Source organism: Psychrobacter sp. UBA2769 (assembly GCF_002352555.1).
GTDB classification, from domain to species: domain Bacteria; phylum Pseudomonadota; class Gammaproteobacteria; order Pseudomonadales; family Moraxellaceae; genus Psychrobacter; species Psychrobacter maritimus.
This window is the reverse complement of the sequence record NZ_DEIR01000006.1, coordinates 163,248-180,835: the sequence shown is the minus strand read 5'-3', so window position 1 is coordinate 180,835 and position 17,588 is coordinate 163,248. Positions and strand designations below refer to the sequence as shown.

The following is a 17,588-nucleotide window of genomic DNA, read 5'->3' as shown; positions in this document are numbered from 1 at the left end:
TCAATAAACTTAGCAAAAACAGGCGGCTATTCTACCTCAAATTGTGCTAAATTTTTAGGGTTTGTGACAGATGCTATAATATGGCTTAAAATCAATATCATTAATTTAAACACTAAAAATTAAGAGAATTAAAATGACTGACTATAATCCGCAAGAACTACAACAAAAATATGAAGAATGGTGTGAGCTACATCGTAAACAGCTTGAGGCGCAGCAGCAGTTTTTGCAAGCTGAAGCCTTGCTAAACGAGCTGAAAGATTACTATCTTAATCCGCAATGGATGGCAGATCGTGAAGCGGATCTGCCGATTGAGCACTCGGGTAAAGAGCACTCTATCTTTAGTGAAGATGCGCTATGGAATATGCTCACTGATCGTGACGAGCTGGCACGACAGTGGATGCGTTTAGGGCTAGATGCGATTGATAAGAAATAGGCAGCTATTTCATCTAAAGTCGTAATGAGCTTTAGAGTTAAAGTCATAAGTGCATAAACGATTTTGATTGAAGGCTTTGATTGAAACCCTTGAGTAGTTTTTGCTCGACTTGGCAAACCTCATTTTCATTCAAATAATGATTATTAAACTCAATCAGTGACTGCCAAGAGATACTCGCAACTTCTAAATGGGCAACTACTTCCAATAAATCAGGCTGTAATAAGTGTTGGTATTTTTCTGGCTTGCTTTGACACATAGCTATTTCTTGATTAATTAGGCTTTGCTTATCCTCTTTTATAATACTGCCGCCGATAAACAGTAGTAAAAACTTTGCACCTTTATCAATGAAGCCTATTTCTAATAAATACTTGTACATTAAGCAGTACTTTAATATTTGGTCAGCGTTTTTCTTGCCATTAAGCTTCAATTCATTAGCGATCAATATATTCGCCTGATGATTGTAAGACAGATTATCCATGAACATAGCTTTCAGTTCAGTACTAAATTCAAAGATGCCGCTATTGCCGTGTGTTGACCATGAGCCACATTGTTCAAATTTAATGAATTGCCCATAAAATAGGTTTAGATAAATGTCACTACATAAACTTAGAAAAATATCGAACTCTTTATTTAGATAATCCTCAGAAAAGAACTTTACGCGGCGCACCGCTTCCCTAGCATTGCAAATACCTATCGTTTGCATTGAATAAGTTTCCAATTGCTCAGACTCACTCATTTTTTGATTCAACTTTTTACTCACAGCTTGCTTGATTTCTTGCAGACTCTTGTCTTTCATCTCTGGAACTGTTGCCCATTCAATAATTTGGTTAACATATTGCTTTTTGCTAATACCAAGAACACGCTGTGGTTGCCATACTAGAAACTCTACCATATTGGACAAACCAGTCGTCCATGGTATTTCATCTTTTAAATGGCTGATTGAGCCAAATACACGGCGATACTTTTCTGCAGCTTTCATTCAATAGTATTCCTAAATTAGTGTTCTAATTTTTATTTAAATTTGAGAGTATTAAATCACTCCAATTCCACTTAACAACAGCTGCCCGCCGGCAAACAATAACAATATGCCAAAGGCACGCTTAAGCGTGAGCGCAGGTAATACATGAGCAAGCTTGGCACCAACTTTTGCCATCGCGAAACTAACGACGGAAATACATAGAAAACCCGTAATATGTACAAAGCCTATCGTACCCTCAGGGAGATTGACCACGTCTTGACCAAACCATGCAAAGCCTGCCGCGCCAGCCAACGCAATCGGCAAACCACAAGCGGCAGACGTACCGACCGATTGTTTCATCGGTAGCCCTGCCCAATTTAAAAACGGTACCGTCAAACTGCCACCACCAATCCCAAAAATAGACGATGCCATACCAATACCCGTACCCGCGCCAAACTGCACACCAGCTGACGGTAACGGCTTACCTAACTGCTCTTTGTTAGAGAAGAACAGCATCTTTAACGCGACCAATAACGCGCCGATACCGATGATGGCTTGCAGCACTTTACCGTCAATCATATCGGCAATGCCTGCCCCAACCAAACTACCGATAACCAAGCCCAATGCCATTTTGCGCCATACTTCCCAGCGTACACCGCCGCGCTTATTATGCGCAGTTAATGAGCTGATCGAAGTCACCACAATAGTCGCCAAGGAAGTGCCAATCGCCAAATGAGTCACCACTTCAGGGGGGAAATGATACGCAGTAAAAATCCATACCAATGCTGGCACGATAATCATGCCGCCGCCGACGCCAAACAAACCTGCGCTGACGCCAGCAAACGCTCCTGCAATGACAAACCACACATATAACATCATTGAATCGGCCTTTTATTGCGCTTATTTTTATATTTACTGGAATACCACACTCTCAATCGCATTTGCCAAATCATAATCCGACCTTTATGCTGTCTACTTTGTACTGTTAATTAGCAACAATCGCTCAGTATATCAAAGTTTATCCACGCCATATTAACCCCATCGACGAAACTTATTATGCCGCTACTTAATTCATCTGACTCTTTGTCTGCCTACTCCTCCGAGTCATTAGAGCTTGAGCATTTACCTAAGCTCAATCATCGCCACCTCGCCAGCAGCGCCTCTACCAATAGTGAGCTGATAACAGCGGTGCAAGATGCTACGCTTGACGCTACTAAGTTGCATCTATTAACGGCTGAGACCCAAAGCGCAGGACGTGGACAGCGCGGTCGTTCATGGCAATCACCGCGCGGCAATGTCTATCTGTCGTTATATCATCCAGTGCATATGCCGATTAGCGGTTTACTGTCGCTGATTATCGGCGTTGAGTTGGCAAAAATGCCTATTATCCAAAGGTTAAATGAACAATTACGCGCGCAAGGTTTAGTCCCTATTGGCGTAAAATGGGCTAATGACTTGGGCTTTTATCGAAATTCATCTGAAGCAGATAAAGCTGAACCAGACACACAAATTATTCAATTTAATAAGCTTGCTGGTATTTTAATTGAACCCGTTTGGAAGGCAGGAAAATTGGTTGGTGTGGTCATGGGTGTTGGATTGAATGTACAAGCCACGCCAAAGCTAACCGCACAAACTTGTGAAGGCATGAGCTATCAAGCGATTAGCTTACAAGATATTTACGGGATGCTGGCGTCAGATAACTCGCACAATTTACCAACCTTACAAACGCTTTATCAGCAAATGAGTGAAGCTTTAATAGCAGCGATGACTCGCTTTGAGTATTTAGGATTAGAGAAGCCAACCGGGCATACCTACTATTTGGACAGCTTTTTACAAGAGTTTGCGACGATGGATGCACTCGTAGGTCTACGATTACAGGTCAGCCAAGACCATGATGATAATTCGCATGTAATCACTGGTGACGCCTGCAGTATTGATACAAACGGCTGTTTGCAATTGCGTGAAGATAACGGTAAGATTTCTGCGCTTTTTACCGGTCGTATTGATGTGATTCGTGAGTCTTAAACCACATACTTAACGAGCACCATATAAAGGGATTTTTATGCTCTGGTTAGATCTTGGCAATACCCGTCTTAAATACTGGCTCACCGATGATATCGGGCAGATAGTCGCGCACGATGCCAAGCAGCACTTGCAAGCGCCTGCCGAATTACTCATGGGTCTGACCGATCGTTTTGAGCGTTATGCGCCCGACTTTATCGGTATATCGTCTGTACTGGGTGACGAGCTCAACGTAAAAGTATCAGAGACTTTGAGTCGTCTAGATATTCCGTTTGAGTTTGTCCATGTTGATGCTGAACACCCATTGATGCGTAGCGCCTATAATGACGAGCAGCTCGGCTGCGATCGTTGGCTACAAATGCTGGGCGCAGTTGATAAGAAAAAGCGTCAATGTGTGATTGGCTGCGGTACAGCGGTGACGATTGATTTGATTGATCACGCGGAGCATTTAGGCGGTTATATTTTCCCAAGCATCTATCTGCAACGTGAATCTCTATTCTCTGGCACCAAGCAAATCACCATCTCTAACGGTACTTTTGATAGCGTCAGTCAGGGCACCACCACGCAAGATGCGGTACATCGCGGGATATTATTATCTATCGTTGGTGCCATCAATGAAATCAGTAACCGGCATCCAAACTTTGAGCTCATCATGACTGGTGGTGATGCTCATATCATTGCGCAACATATTAATCGTTCAGTGCGCCTGCGCGATGATTTATTATTAAATGGTTTGGCACGTTATTTTGATCATAGTAAACAGGCATGATGACTGAAAAATCTTTATAAGCTAGAAATTAAAAAAGCAGTACGTTTTAAGCGTACTGCTTTTTTAATTTCTAGCTTATTTGATTCAAAACCGATATAGAGTGCTAATGGGTTGAGTTTTTCGCAGCCTCTGTCACGCCTGCGAACAGCAAGCAAGAAAAATTTAGCCCATTAGCACGAGGATATTAATGTATCAATTTTATTCTGAAATTAATATCTAACGAACATTCAATAATTTTTACTTAGTCTCGTTAAACAGCTCACGACCAACTAGCATACGGCGAATCTCACTGGTACCCGCGCCGATTTCATAGAGCTTAGCATCACGCCAGAAACGACCTAGCGGATACTCATTGGTATAGCCATTACCACCAAATATTTGAATGCCTTCACCTGCCATCCAAGTGGCTTTTTCGGCACACCATAAAATCACACTGGCGCAATCTTTGCGTACTTCTCTACTATGACCAGCACCGCGTTGATCGAGCATATCCAAATTCTTGCCGACGGTATATAAGAAACTGCGCCCCGCTTGCAGGATGGTATACATATCTGCAACTTTACCTTGGATGAGTTGGAACTCACCAATCGCTTGACCAAACTGCTTGCGATCATGAATGTACGGAACAACATTGTCCATTACCGCTTGCATGATACCGATAGGACCAGCGGCTAATACTGCGCGCTCATAATCAAGACCGCTCATCAGTACCTTAACGCCTTCGTTGAGGCCGCCTAAGATATTCTCTTTAGGGACTTCAACGTTATTAAAGGTCATCTCGCCCGTATGGCTACCGCGCATGCCGAGTTTGTCTAGCTTTTGTGCCGTACCAAAACCTTCCATGCCTTTTTCAACGATAAAAGCGGTCATGCCTTTAGCACCTAGCTCTGGATTGGTTTTAGCATAAACCACCATTACATCAGCATCAGGACCATTGGTAATCCACATTTTGCTACCGTTTAGAATGTAGCTACCGTCTTTTTCTTCGGCTTTTAGCTTCATACTAACCACATCTGAGCCAGCGCCGGTTTCACTCATCGCCAGCGCACCGATGAATTCACCGCTAATGAGTTTTGGCAGATACTTTTGCTTTTGTTCCTCTGAGCCATTACGTTTTATTTGGTTGATACATAGGTTTGAGTGCGCACCATAGCTCAGCGCTACGGAAGCAGAAGCACGGCTAATCTCTTCCATTGCGACCATATGAGCGACATAGCCCATGTTAGAGCCGCCGTACTCTTCAGGAACAGTAATGCCATGCAAACCTAAATCACCCATCTTTTGCCACAAATCCATTGGGAACTCATCGCTACTGTCAATCTCAGCCGCACGCGGGGCAATTTCTTTCGCTGCAAACTGCTGCACCACATCACGTAATGCGTCGATATCTTCGCCAAGCTGAAAATTCAATCCAGGTAAACTCATAACTATTCCTTGTATTTTGATGTTTTAAATATTAAATGTTAATTTATTTTTAAAGCCATTATATTTTCAGCGCATTTAATTAGGACTGACGCTTATTAATCAACGCACGCGCCACGCTTGACCCATTACGACGACCCAAGAATTCACTAATACGCTCGCCAGCGACGACCAGTTTATCCAAGTCAATACCAGTGCTAATACCCATACCGTGCAGCATATAGACTACGTCTTCAGTTGCGACATTACCCGTTGCGCCTTTGGCATACGGGCAACCGCCAAGCCCAGCCACTGAAGTATCAAATTCACTGACGCCCATCTGCAAGGCGGCCAAGGTATTACTGACTGCTTGACCATAGGTATCATGAAAATGTCCTGATAGCATGCTGATATCAGCGTATTCCAGTGCGGCTTGTAGCGCGCGCTGCACTTTCAGCGGCGTACCAACACCAATCGTATCAGCAATACCAATTTGCTCTGAACCAATCTCAACCAAACGCTTAGTGACATAAGCCACTTGGCTGGGATCAATCTCGCCTTCATAAGGACAGCCGACCGTGCAAGAGATAACGCCGCGTACCTTTATGCCCTGCTCTTTTGCAGCAGCGGCAACGGGTGCAAAACGCTCAATACTTTCATCGATACTGCAATTGATGTTTTTTTGACTAAAGGTTTCACTGGCTGAGCCAAAAATTACGATTTCATCAGGACGGTGTACGATGGCATTTTCAAAACCGCGCATATTTGGCACGAGTACCGAATAACAAACATCGGCATGGCGTGTGGGCTCTAAAGCTTCGAGCAGTGCGCTATTGTCGCCCATTTGTGGCACCCACTTTGGCGAGACAAAGCTGGTCGCCTCAAGCTTTTTGACGCCTGCTGCGATTAAATCGTTGATCAGCCTTTGTTTAACCGCAGTCGGTACCGTCATTGCTTCATTTTGCAAGCCATCACGTGGACTGACATCAACGATGGTGACGTGCTCTGGATACGAATGGCTCATGGTTATTATCCTTTCATTGTTCTTATGCTTCAGTTCTTATACTTCAGTTCTTATACTTCAGTCCTTATGCTTCGCTAGCTACTGTGTCAATACGCAGTAACTCATCACCATCAGCAACCGAGTCGCCCGCCGCAAATAATAACTCTGCTACCACACCATCAGTCGGCGCGGTAATGGTATGTTCAATTTTCATCGCTTCGATAACGGCAAGTGGCTCGCCTTTCTTCACGCTATCGCCGACAGCCACTTTAAAGGCGACGACCTGTCCTGGCATTGGTGACTTCAAACTACCGACCGCTGCAGACTCTTCTCCCACATGCGCCATGATATCAATCAGCGTAATCTCGTCCCGACCGCTATCTGTGAACACATAAACGGTCTCATTATGTACCCAGCTCTGGGCGTTAGTACGTGCGCCATCTAACCATAAAGTATGATTGTGTGCGTCACTGCTAGCGTAGCTGACTTCACCTTCATAAACAGTTTCCAACTCAGCAGCTACATTGATATTGCTATTATCCTGAGTGGTAGCGATTTCTTTTTCAATGACCAACGTAAAGCTGCTGGTATTTCCAGCACCCTTTTTACTATCAGAATAATGGGCATTATGCCAATTGCTAATACGGGCGCTATAAGCTTGCTCATCATAAACCAAGCTAAACGATCTTACATAAGCGTTATAAGCACGGAAACCAGTAGGCTTACTAAACGGATCTGCATCTGTATCTTGTGCAATCCCTTCACTGGCAAGCTGCTGCGCGATAGCAGTAACAGCAAGCGTCGATAACTGCAGCGGATGCTGATTAAACAGCTCGTCCGCCTCACGCTCTATCAATGCGGTATCGAGATTGGCTTGACTAAATGACTCGGTATTAAGAATGTAGCGCAAAAACGCTATGTTAGTCGGCAAGCCAACGATACGCGTTTGTCCCAATGCGCGATCAAGTTTCGCCAATGCTTGCTCGCGAGTGGGCGCATGAACGATAAGCTTAGCAATCATAGAATCGTAGAACGGACTAATCACATCGCCCTCGCGTACCCCATCATCGATACGTACATCGGTACCGCTTTTATTAATAACAAAGGTGCTATGCTCAGGCTTTTGATAAGTAAATAAAGTACCTGTCGCTGGCAAAAAGCCATTGTCAGGGTTTTCTGCACAGATACGCGCTTCAATCGCATGACCATTGATCGTCAGCTCATATTGCTTCTTAGGTAATGGCTGACCCGCGGCGACCAAGAGTTGCCACTCGACCAAATCGACACCCGTAATGGCTTCACTAACCGGATGCTCAACTTGCAGACGGGTATTCATCTCCATGAAATAAAAATCCATAGAGCCTTCGCGCTGCTCAACGATAAATTCAACCGTGCCTGCACCGAAATAATTGACCGCACGCGCCGCTTCAATAGCTGCTGTCCCCATCGCCTCACGCATGGTGGCATCAACACCGGGAGCCGGCGCTTCCTCTAATACTTTTTGATGGCGACGTTGTACCGAGCAATCACGCTCAAACAGATGCACATAGTTGCCATGCGTATCACCAAATACTTGAATTTCGATATGGCGTGGTTTTAGCGCGTACTTTTCAATCAATACTTGGTCATTGCCAAAACTGGTAATGGCTTCGCGGCGACAGGAGTCTAGTAGGTCAATAAAATCGCTGCTCTGCTCAACGATACGCATGCCTTTACCGCCGCCACCCGCACTGGCTTTAATCAGCACAGGATAGCCAATGCTATCTGCTTGCTGCTTTAAAAACTCGGCATCTTGATTGTCACCATGATAACCCGGTATCAGTGGCACGCCAGCGGCTTCCATCAAACGCTTGGATTCAGACTTGCCGCCCATCGCGCGAATAGCGTCTGCTGATGGACCAATAAAAACCAGGCCAGCATCCTGACAGGCTTGCGCAAAATCCGCGTTTTCACTTAAAAAACCATAACCTGGGTGAATCGCTTCTGCACCAGTCTCTTTAGCAATCGCAATGATAGCATCGCCTTTAAGATAGCTGTCTTTGGGCGCGGAACCACCCAAATAAACCGCTTCATCACAGACAGCCACATGCTTAGCTTCACGGTCAGCATCAGAATAAACAGCGACGGTATTTACACCCAGACGCTTGGCAGTGGCTGCAACACGGCAGGCAATTTCACCACGGTTGGCGATTAGAATTTTAGAAAACATAACTATCCCTGTGTCTTGTCGTTTTTATCGTTTTTAGCATTCGTTTGTGACATTAATAAATGATGATAAATAATAAAATCTAGGCTGATGTTGACGTGTGACTGTTTAAAAAAAAATGGCATCTGCTGTTCATTTATCATCAATTGACTGAAAATCTTTTCTATTATTAATCTGTTGTCAGCCAATCAGGCTTGCGCTTCTGTAAAAAAGCTTGCACCCCTTCCTTACCTTGCTCTGATGAACGAATATCAGCGATGCCTTTTACCGTATCGGCAATCAAATCATCAATAATGGGCGCGCCCGCTATTTCATGTAATAATCGTTTACAGGTCTTAACCGCATCAGGGCTGTTTTTGACCACTTTATCGCAAAACGCAGCAACGGCATCGTCAAGCGATTCTTCGCTGACGCGTTCATGGATAAAGCCCAACTGACGCGCCTTTTTAGCATCGAATACTTCCGCACTTAAAAAATAGCGCTGCGAAGCTCGTGCGCCCAATGCCTTTATCACATAAGGACTAATCGTTGCAGGAGCTAACCCTAAACGGACTTCACTCAAGCAAAAATTGGCAATCTTAACGGCGATAGCCACATCACAAACAGCGACCAAACCCATGCCACCTGCATAGACATCGCCTTGAATAGCAGCAACCGTTGGCTTAGGACACTCATAAATGGTCTTAAGCATTTGCGCGAGCTTATCCGCATCGGCTAGGTTTTCTTCATAGCTATAATCTGCCATCGCGCGCATCCAGTTAAGATCCGCGCCAGCACAGAACGCTTTACCAGCAGCCGCTAGCACGATAACGCGTACTTGCTCATCATTACCAAGCGTGGTGAAAACTTCCGTCAGCTCAGCAATCATTTCGTCATTAAAAGCATTACGTATCTCAGGGCGATTTAACGTCACTGTAGCCTTGTGCTGATCGATATCGACCAATAGGCTTTTATAATTATCAGACTTTTTATCACTGTCTTTTTTCATAACTTTCTCTATATTTTTCATGTAGGTATCTTTCTATAGGTATTTAATCAAACTTTCAGTCAATCCATAATAATATTAATACAAGGAAACCGAATGCAGATGTACAAATCGTACTTCAAATGAGGATGACGCAGTAGTAAATTATTATGGGCAGACCTTAAAACCCTTACATTCTAAATACACCAAAACTTGTTTCTTCAATCGGTGCGTTGTGAGCCGCACTAAGCGCTAATGCCAGTACATTACGGGTATCGGCAGGGTCAATCACCCCGTCATCCCAGAGACGCGCCGTTGCATAATATGGATGACCTTGCTCTTCGTACATATCAAGAATCGGCGCTTTAAATGCGGCCTCATCTTCCGCACTCCATTCCTCGCCTTTACGGTCGAAGTTGTCACGCTTGACGGTTGCGAGTACGGAAGCTGCTTGCTCACCGCCCATCACCGAGATGCGCGCATTTGGCCACATCCATAAGAAACGTGGACTATAAGCACGGCCACACATGCCGTAGTTACCAGCACCGAATGAGCCACCGACAATGACTGTAAACTTCGGTACTTTCGCGTTGGCCACTGCCATCACCATCTTGGCGCCATGACGGGCAATCCCTTCGTTTTCATATTTACGCCCGACCATAAAGCCAGTGATGTTTTGCAGGAATATTAATGGGATTTTACGCTTACAACACAGCTCAATGAAATGCGTGCCTTTTTGCGCCGACTCACTAAAAAGAATCCCGTTGTTGGCGATGATGCCAACTGGCATACCTTCGATATGAGCAAAACCACAAACCAGTGTCGTACCAAAACGTGCTTTGAATTCATCAAAGGCACTGTCATCGACGATACGAGCGATGATTTCTTTGATATCAAAGGGTTTGCGCTTATCGGTTGGAATGACGCCGTATAGCTCTTTGGCATCATAGCGTGGTGGAAGCGGCTTGATTTGATTCGGAATTTGCTTGGCAGGACGATTGAGATGACTGACGATATTACGCGCAATCGATAACGCGTGAGTATCGTTTTGCGCCAAATGATCGACCACCCCTGACAGACGCGTATGCACATCGCCACCGCCCAAATCTTCAGCGGTGACCTCTTCGCCGGTTGCTGCCTTTACGAGTGGCGGGCCACCTAAAAAGATGGTTCCTTGGTCTTTGACGATAATCGACTCATCACTCATCGCTGGCACATAAGCACCGCCCGCCGTACAGCTGCCCATAACTACGGCAATCTGTGGAATACCTGCAGCACTCATATTGGCTTGATTAAAAAAGATGCGCCCGAAGTGCTCTTTATCTGGGAACACGTCATCTTGGTTGGGTAAGTTAGCGCCGCCTGAATCCACCAAATATACACAAGGCAAGTTGTTTTCTTGCGCAATTTCTTGTGCACGTAGGTGTTTTCTGACCGTCATTGGGTAGTAAGTGCCGCCTTTTACCGTGGCATCATTACAGACAATCATACACTCAGTGCCGTTAATACGGCCGATACCCGCAATCACGCCAGCCGCGGGAATCTCTTCGCCATACATATCGTGCGCCGCCATCGGAGCCACTTCTAAAAATGGCGTGCCGACATCAAGCAAACGCTCGACACGCTCACGAGGCAGTAGCTTACCACGTGCTAGATGCTTAGCTCGCGCACGCTCTGATCCGCCTTGAACGACTTTACGCAAGTGCACATATAGGTCATCGACTACCGCTTGCATGGCGGCACTGTTTTGCTGAAATTCAGCAGCGTTTGGACTCAGTTTACTGGTTATGATAGCGCTCATGATATCCCTTTTCTTTTATACGTAAATGCGAGTAGCTTTTTATGTTATGCGAGTTATTTTAACTGTTGTTTATTTTAAGCGTTACTCACATGATTAATCCGTGATTTTCAGGTCTGGTTATTTCATAGCTGACAAGTAAGCTTACTATAAGCCTAGCTCTTCTTTCATCTGTTCGATAATTTTATATTTTTGAATTTTGCCAGTGATGGTCATCGGGTATTCGGTCACGAAGCGATAGTAGGTCGGCACTTTATAATGAGCGATATGCTCGCTACAAAACTGGCGCACTTCTTCTTCAGTCAGGCAACCTGGCTCTTTAGGAATAATCCATGCCGCAAGCACCTCACCATAACGCTTATCTGGGATACCAACGATTTGCACATCACGAATTTTTGGATGGCGATATAGATAGTTTTCAATCTCAACTGGATAAATATTTTCACCGCCACGAATCACCATGTCTTTACTACGACCAACGATTTTGACATAACCATCTTCATCCATGGTGGCCAAATCACCGGTATGCATCCAGCCATCTTGAATGGCTTCGCGGGTTTTAAAGCGGCTGCCCCAATAGCCTTTCATCACTGAATAACCACGGGTCAGTAGCTCGCCAGTTTCACCTAAGGGTACAATCTCGCCCGTTTCGGTATCGACGACCTTGACTTCAAGCGCAGGCTGCACCAAACCAACGGTCGATACTTGCTTCTCAAGCGGCGTATGCTCATTGGTCTGGCAAGAAACGGGACTGGTCTCGGTCATACCATAAGCAATGGTGACCTCACTCATATGCATCTTATCAATGACACGGCGCATCACTTCAATCGGACAGCTAGAGCCGGCCATAATGCCAGTACGCAAGGTCGATAAATCAAAGTTTTCGAATTCAGGGTGGTCAAGCTCGGCGATAAACATCGTTGGCACGCCATGCAGACCAGTACATTTTTCTTCTTCGACGGCTTGCAGGACTGACAATGGCTCAAAACCATCGTTCGGATAGACGATACAACCGCCATGCGTCAGAATCGCTAAGTTGCCGAGCACCATACCGAAGCAATGGTATAGCGGTACTGGAATACACAGTCTGTCTTCCTCAGTGAGATTCATGGCCTCACCGATAAAGTAGCCGTTATTGAGGATATTGCGATGGCTTAAGGTTGCGCCTTTTGGCGTCCCTGTCGTGCCACTGGTAAATTGGACGTTAATCGCATCGGTGTTTTTAAGCTGGGCTTGACGCTCAGTAACACGTGGATCATTGGCATCGCCTTCCGCCATCCAAGCAGAGAACTTCTGCATAAAACCAAACTCTTCATCAGAGTCTGGCTCATCAATCCAAATGATGCGTTCAATGGTTGGAATCTCGACCAAATCAAGCTGGGTATAATCTTTATGATAAATCTCAGGACACAGCTCACGAATTAAGCTGGCATAATCACTGCTTTTGAAATGGCGCATCAATACCAATGCCGAGCAGCCAAGTTTATTTAAAGCATATTGCAGCTCAAAGGTACGATAGGCAGGATTGATATTGACGAGGATAACGCCGACTTTCGCCGTCGCTAGTTGCATCAAAAGCCATTCAGCATTGTTGTGCGACCAGATACCGATGCGATCACCAATCTCGAGTCCCATCTCAATCATGCTACTAGCCAGCTGATTGACATGCTGTTGTAGCTCACGATACGTCCAGCGGATATTTTGATGGCGTACAACCAGTGCTTCGCGCTCAGGATATTTGGATACAATCGCATCAAAGAAATCACCAATGGTTGCCTCAATCAGCGGCACATCAGGACCTTTATCATAGCTTTGGGTAAGTGGCGCATTTGCTGAGCGCGCGCCCATATTGATACTGGGGATATTATTTAGAATGGTATCGAAGTCAGAAACTTGAGTCATAACGAGTCCTTTCGTTTTACTTTTTATGGTGCTAATGAGTCGCCTGTCACCCATTCATTGTTCCTTGAACAGGTCTTGACGAGCGTTAGCTACTATACCGCCTTAAATCGAAGGCTGTCAATAATAGTAATACAATATGTATCATTTAATTAGTTACGAAAAATAATTACTCAGTAAAAGATAGCATAAAAGCATGACAAATATTTGACCCAAAAAAGCCAGTTATGCATTTGCTGCATAACTGGTTTTTTGATGAGAGTTAATTTTTAAATCTATTATTAGAATTAGACTACAAATTCTAGATTTAGATAATATTTAGCCCGCTAACGATTAGGCTTTAACAATTGGCGGCGCTTTAATCGTCACCGTCGCGCTGACTGCATTATTCTCATCAAGCAATTCCATAATAAGCTCGTCATCAGTTTCAGTGATTACTTGCCAGTTACCAGCAGCTTGCGGTACGCCCGTTGCCATCACCGATATCGCTTTATTTTTTAAGCGAATCATCGGCGGCTTATGCTCATAGCCGCCGTGCTCGTGACCCAAGATATCATCAGCAATCGTTGCTGCCTGCGCGCGCAGTGGCGCGACATAACGGCAGGCGACGCCATTGATAGACATGCAGTCACCAATCGCATAGATATTATCAGTATTGGTACGCAGCGTTGGCGCATCGACTACGATACCGGTGCGGCGATTGAACTCAACCCCAGCAGCTGCTGGCAATTTATCATCAACGGTCAAGCCCGTACTGGCAATCACATGGTCAACGATTAGTGGTTCAAGAGTCTGAGCCGTATCACTGTCGGTAGCTGCTGCGACCGGCTCATAGCTGACTTGCAGCTTACCGTCATTATCACGTGTGACATTAGATACTTGATAACCGCCTAAAAAGTTAATGCCCTGCGACTGCACTGCTTTGGCAATACGAGCTGTCGCTTGTGGCGGCAGCATTTGCGATAGCGGCGCGTCATTTAAATCAATCAAAGTAACGTTATGACCGGCTTTTAATAAATCTTCGGCAATTTCCGTTCCAACCATACCAGCACCAACGATGGCAACATGCTGACTGCCAGCTGCGAGCTTCTTTTGTAATTGTCCAAAGCGCTCGATATGGTTGACATGCCAAACCAAATCCTCTGGTAAGCTCGATGGAAAGATAGGATGCGCACCCATCGCCAGTACCAATTTCTCATAGCTGATAGTGGCGTAATTGGTATAAACAGGGTCTGAGCGCAGCGCCGAAATAAGCTGTATGGTTTGAGCAGTAGCGTCGATATCCGTCACTTGCGTATTGGCAAGTAAGGTAATATTCGCCGCCTCTGCGGCATCGCTACCCGTTGCCCGCACCAAATCGGCTGCGCTTTTCTGTTGGCTAATTGCCATCGTTAGCATAGGTTTATGATAACGATCGCCATTATCAGAGGTGATTAAGGTAATCGGAATGTCTTTATCCTTTGCACGAATAGCATCAATCACGTGCCATCCTGCCAAGCCTGCACCAATAATCACAATACCTTTAGAGGCGTTGCTTGCCGCTACTGTTGGATTTTCTGCACTCATATTAGCTCCAATATTATTTATGAATTATTTTAATTTTTAACATATTGACCGTTATTGTATCAGTAAACAGCCATTCACTCACCTATTCCAGTATGTAGCTAGGTAGCCGCTAATGTAGTCATTTGCATCAACATCATCATCGAATATATCAATATAAGATATGTTACAGGCATAAAAAAGCGCCTATAAATAGACGCTTTGGATGATATAAATCTGAATGATATTTTTAATAATATCTTTAATGATTGAGAATTTTAGATAAAAACATCTGCGCGCGGTCACTTTTTGCGCCTTCAAAAAACTCATCTTTACTGCAGTTTTCGACGATATGACCTTCATCCATAAAGATAATCCGATTGGCAACCTGACTGGCAAAGCCCATTTCATGGGTCACGCACATCATGGTCATGCCATCACGGGTCAGCTCAACCATCACGTCAAGCACTTCTTGAATCATCTCTGGGTCAAGCGCGGAGGTTGGCTCGTCAAACAGCATCGCTATTGGATCCATCGCCAAAGCACGCGCAATAGCCACACGCTGCTGCTGACCACCGGACAATTCAGCGGGATATTTTGCCGCTTGTACCGTCAGCCCAACGCGGTCGAGATACGCCATGGCTTTTTTCTTAGCTTCGTCTTCTTTGCGGCCCAATACTTTGATTTGTGCCACCATCAGATTATCAATAATGGTCAAATGCGGAAATAACTCAAAATGCTGGAATACCATCCCGACACTGCTGCGCAATTTGGGTAAATTGGTCTTTGATGCGCCAACCGAGATACCATTGACCATGATATTGCCTTTTTGAAACGGCTCGAGCCCATTGACGGTTTTTATCAAAGTAGATTTACCACTACCCGACGGGCCACAAACCACCACCACATCACCTTTATGCACATGAGCGCTACAGTCAGTAAGCACCTGAAAGTCACCATACCATTTACTGACATTAGACATCTCAATGACTATCTCATCGCTCGCATGCCCATTATCAGTGACCAGTCCGCCAAATTTATTCAAATACGTGTCAGCATTATTTACCACTGGCTCATTCATCACTGGCTCATTCATCACTGGCTCCTAACCACATTACTTTCGATAATATTTATTAAATTAAAGTCTTAATCTTAAAATACTGCGTTAAATTCACCTTAAAACCTGAGGCGTTTTTGCAGTTGTTGCACGCCGATAGAGGCACTTAAGCTGATGATAAAATAAATAGCCCCTGCACCCAAAATATAAGGTGTTAATAGCCCCATCAGCTCACCACGGACGTAAGCGGCACGGAAGAAATCGGTCAAGCCAATGGCAAATACCAACGTCGTATCTTGGAATAAAATAATACATTGCTGCAAAATCAGCGGTAGCATTTTACGAAAGGCTTGCGGCAAGATAACCAAACGCATCGTTTGCCCATAAGTCATGCCAAGCGCTTTCGCCGCATTAACCTGCCCGCTACCAATCGATTGAATACCAGCCCGCACCACCTCTGAGAAGTACGCGGCCTCAAACATCATAAAGGCGACGACACACGAGGTAAACGCGGTATCGAATTGCAGATACTTACCCGCTATCCAAAAATAAATCATCGGTACGGCAAAATAAAACCATAGCAGCACCAATAGTAACGGTACTGAGCGGAAGTAGTTAACGTATAGTTTGGCAGGAATTTCTAGCGCTTTGATACCCGATAGACGCATCAAGGCCAGTACCGTTCCTAAGCTGATGCCACCTAAAATAGCGAGAAACAATACCTTTAAAGTGGTCAGCATGCCGCCCATCAAACCGGGATACGCCGTTGCAAGTTCGGTCATCATGTTCATTTTTGACCTCCTGCAATCAGCCCGGGCACACGTAATTTACGTTCTATCAAACCCATAATAGCAATCAAGGACAGATTGAAGACCAGATAAATAATGGTCGCATAAGTATAAATCTCGAGGCTGTTTTGGGTATATTCACTGATGGTTTTGGTTTGGCTAATCAGCTCCATTACCCCAACGAGGGATGCTACTGAAGCATTTTTAAAGCAGTTGGTCAGCTCCGAGCTCAGCGGTGGTAGGATAATTCGAAACGCTTGCGGTAATAGCACTTCTTTATAAGCCTGCGGAATCGTAAAACCAAGCGCATAAGCCGCATTGACCTGTCCTTCTGGTAATGATTCAATACCAGTACGCACTTGCTCGACGATACGAGCCGCGGTAAATAAACCTAGACCTATACTTGCTGACAGCATGGCTGAGGTATTGGGAGATAAGTCTTTATACCACCAGTCCTGTATCGCGGGCGTCAGCCAACCGGGGGCAATATAAAACCAAAAGAATAATTGTACGAGAAGTGGAATATTACGAAAAAACGTCACATAGGCGGTACCGATGCTACGGGCAGCCTTATTCGGCAAGGTGCGCATGATACCAAAAATAGTACCAACGACCATGGCAATAGCCCAAGCAATACTGCCAATCAATAACAGCCAGCCAAGACCCGTAATCATCCAATGGATATAAAGCTCGTTACCGATACCGGTCTGCTCAAAGAGCACACCCCAGTTCCAGCTATAATTCATGA

The 17,588-nt window shown here is 45.0% G+C and carries 15 protein-coding genes; 3 read left to right on the top strand and 12 right to left on the bottom strand.

Features of this window, described 5'->3' with window-relative positions:
- The first annotated feature begins 133 nt into the window (after nt 1-133).
- The gene (locus B3Q63_RS02195) at nt 134-433 is read left to right on the top strand and encodes a DUF4298 domain-containing protein (protein WP_296173216.1); all 300 of its coding nucleotides are present in this window, start codon (nt 134-136) and stop codon (nt 431-433) included.
- Nucleotides 434-476: 43 nt separating this feature from the next.
- Here the strand turns inward: B3Q63_RS02195 and B3Q63_RS02190 are convergent, their stop codons facing one another.
- Nucleotides 477-1,412 carry a hypothetical protein gene (locus B3Q63_RS02190; protein ID WP_296173215.1) on the bottom strand — a complete coding sequence of 312 codons (936 nt, stop codon included), beginning with the start codon at nt 1,410-1,412 and terminating at the stop codon, nt 477-479.
- A gap of 51 nt (nt 1,413-1,463) precedes the next feature.
- Nucleotides 1,464-2,267 carry a sulfite exporter TauE/SafE family protein gene (locus tag B3Q63_RS02185; RefSeq protein ID WP_296173350.1) on the bottom strand — a complete coding sequence of 268 codons (804 nt, stop codon included), beginning with the start codon at nt 2,265-2,267 and terminating at the stop codon, nt 1,464-1,466.
- 180 nt (nt 2,268-2,447) lie between these two features.
- On the opposite strand from B3Q63_RS02185, the gene B3Q63_RS02180 reads away from it, so the two are divergent.
- Nucleotides 2,448-3,416 carry a biotin--[acetyl-CoA-carboxylase] ligase gene (locus B3Q63_RS02180; protein WP_296173214.1) on the top strand — a complete coding sequence of 323 codons (969 nt, stop codon included), beginning with the start codon at nt 2,448-2,450 and terminating at the stop codon, nt 3,414-3,416.
- A 37-nt stretch (nt 3,417-3,453) separates the two neighbouring features.
- Nucleotides 3,454-4,182 carry a pantothenate kinase gene (locus B3Q63_RS02175; RefSeq protein WP_296173212.1) on the top strand — a complete coding sequence of 243 codons (729 nt, stop codon included), beginning with the start codon at nt 3,454-3,456 and terminating at the stop codon, nt 4,180-4,182.
- 237 nt (nt 4,183-4,419) lie between these two features.
- Here B3Q63_RS02175 and B3Q63_RS02170 read toward each other — a convergent pair whose 3' ends face one another.
- From B3Q63_RS02170 to B3Q63_RS02125, 10 genes are all read right to left on the bottom strand, one after another.
- Entirely contained in the window at nt 4,420-5,607 is a 1,188-nt protein-coding gene (locus B3Q63_RS02170) for an isovaleryl-CoA dehydrogenase (protein WP_296173210.1), read from the bottom strand.
- Between the two features lie 79 nt (nt 5,608-5,686).
- Nucleotides 5,687-6,607, bottom strand: a complete 921-nt coding sequence (locus tag B3Q63_RS02165) for a hydroxymethylglutaryl-CoA lyase (protein ID WP_296173208.1) — start codon at nt 6,605-6,607, stop codon at nt 5,687-5,689.
- Nucleotides 6,608-6,671: 64 nt separating this feature from the next.
- Nucleotides 6,672-8,795 carry an acetyl-CoA carboxylase biotin carboxylase subunit gene (locus tag B3Q63_RS02160; protein WP_296173207.1) on the bottom strand — a complete coding sequence of 708 codons (2,124 nt, stop codon included), beginning with the start codon at nt 8,793-8,795 and terminating at the stop codon, nt 6,672-6,674.
- 166 nt (nt 8,796-8,961) lie between these two features.
- Nucleotides 8,962-9,801, bottom strand: a complete 840-nt coding sequence (locus tag B3Q63_RS02155; RefSeq protein ID WP_296173206.1) for an enoyl-CoA hydratase/isomerase family protein — start codon at nt 9,799-9,801, stop codon at nt 8,962-8,964.
- 145 nt (nt 9,802-9,946) lie between these two features.
- Nucleotides 9,947-11,557 (bottom strand): carboxyl transferase domain-containing protein, encoded by a 1,611-nt coding sequence (locus B3Q63_RS02150; RefSeq protein WP_173239127.1) that lies wholly within the window; start codon nt 11,555-11,557, stop codon nt 9,947-9,949.
- Nucleotides 11,558-11,701: 144 nt separating this feature from the next.
- Nucleotides 11,702-13,456: an AMP-binding protein gene (locus tag B3Q63_RS02145; RefSeq protein WP_296173196.1), complete on the bottom strand. Its 1,755-nt coding sequence runs from the start codon at nt 13,454-13,456 to the stop codon at nt 11,702-11,704.
- A 330-nt stretch (nt 13,457-13,786) separates the two neighbouring features.
- A complete protein-coding gene (locus tag B3Q63_RS02140) occupies nt 13,787-15,019 on the bottom strand; it encodes an FAD-dependent oxidoreductase (protein WP_296173194.1) in 1,233 nt (410 codons plus the stop codon).
- Nucleotides 15,020-15,257: 238 nt separating this feature from the next.
- Entirely contained in the window at nt 15,258-15,977 is a 720-nt protein-coding gene (locus B3Q63_RS02135) for an amino acid ABC transporter ATP-binding protein (protein ID WP_296173347.1), read from the bottom strand.
- Between the two features lie 194 nt (nt 15,978-16,171).
- Complete coding sequence (locus B3Q63_RS02130; protein ID WP_296173192.1) at nt 16,172-16,843, bottom strand: ABC transporter permease subunit; 672 nt, start codon at nt 16,841-16,843, stop codon at nt 16,172-16,174.
- A complete protein-coding gene (locus B3Q63_RS02125) occupies nt 16,840-17,586 on the bottom strand; it encodes an amino acid ABC transporter permease (protein WP_183619867.1) in 747 nt (248 codons plus the stop codon). Before B3Q63_RS02125 ends, B3Q63_RS02130 begins: the two co-directional genes overlap by 4 nt.
- Between the last annotated feature and the right edge of the window lie 2 nt (nt 17,587-17,588).

Bases quoted from the DNA above. Each gene is read 5' to 3' on its own strand.
- B3Q63_RS02145 (WP_296173196.1), bottom strand. From the start codon at position 13,456: ATGACTCAAGTTTCTGACTTCGATACCATTCTAAATAATATCCCCAGT.
- B3Q63_RS02175 (WP_296173212.1), top strand. From the start codon at position 3,454: ATGCTCTGGTTAGATCTTGGCAATACCCGTCTTAAATACTGGCTCACC.
- B3Q63_RS02185 (WP_296173350.1), bottom strand. From the start codon at position 2,267: ATGTTATATGTGTGGTTTGTCATTGCAGGAGCGTTTGCTGGCGTCAGC.
- B3Q63_RS02160 (WP_296173207.1), bottom strand. From the start codon at position 8,795: ATGTTTTCTAAAATTCTAATCGCCAACCGTGGTGAAATTGCCTGCCGT.
- B3Q63_RS02170 (WP_296173210.1), bottom strand. From the start codon at position 5,607: ATGAGTTTACCTGGATTGAATTTTCAGCTTGGCGAAGATATCGACGCA.
- B3Q63_RS02190 (WP_296173215.1), bottom strand. From the start codon at position 1,412: ATGAAAGCTGCAGAAAAGTATCGCCGTGTATTTGGCTCAATCAGCCAT.
- B3Q63_RS02155 (WP_296173206.1), bottom strand. From the start codon at position 9,801: ATGAAAAATATAGAGAAAGTTATGAAAAAAGACAGTGATAAAAAGTCT.
- B3Q63_RS02180 (WP_296173214.1), top strand. From the start codon at position 2,448: ATGCCGCTACTTAATTCATCTGACTCTTTGTCTGCCTACTCCTCCGAG.
- B3Q63_RS02130 (WP_296173192.1), bottom strand. From the start codon at position 16,843: ATGAACATGATGACCGAACTTGCAACGGCGTATCCCGGTTTGATGGGC.
- B3Q63_RS02165 (WP_296173208.1), bottom strand. From the start codon at position 6,607: ATGAGCCATTCGTATCCAGAGCACGTCACCATCGTTGATGTCAGTCCA.
- B3Q63_RS02140 (WP_296173194.1), bottom strand. From the start codon at position 15,019: ATGAGTGCAGAAAATCCAACAGTAGCGGCAAGCAACGCCTCTAAAGGT.
- B3Q63_RS02125 (WP_183619867.1), bottom strand. From the start codon at position 17,586: ATGAATTATAGCTGGAACTGGGGTGTGCTCTTTGAGCAGACCGGTATC.
- B3Q63_RS02135 (WP_296173347.1), bottom strand. From the start codon at position 15,977: ATGTCTAATGTCAGTAAATGGTATGGTGACTTTCAGGTGCTTACTGAC.
- B3Q63_RS02195 (WP_296173216.1), top strand. From the start codon at position 134: ATGACTGACTATAATCCGCAAGAACTACAACAAAAATATGAAGAATGG.
- B3Q63_RS02150 (WP_173239127.1), bottom strand. From the start codon at position 11,557: ATGAGCGCTATCATAACCAGTAAACTGAGTCCAAACGCTGCTGAATTT.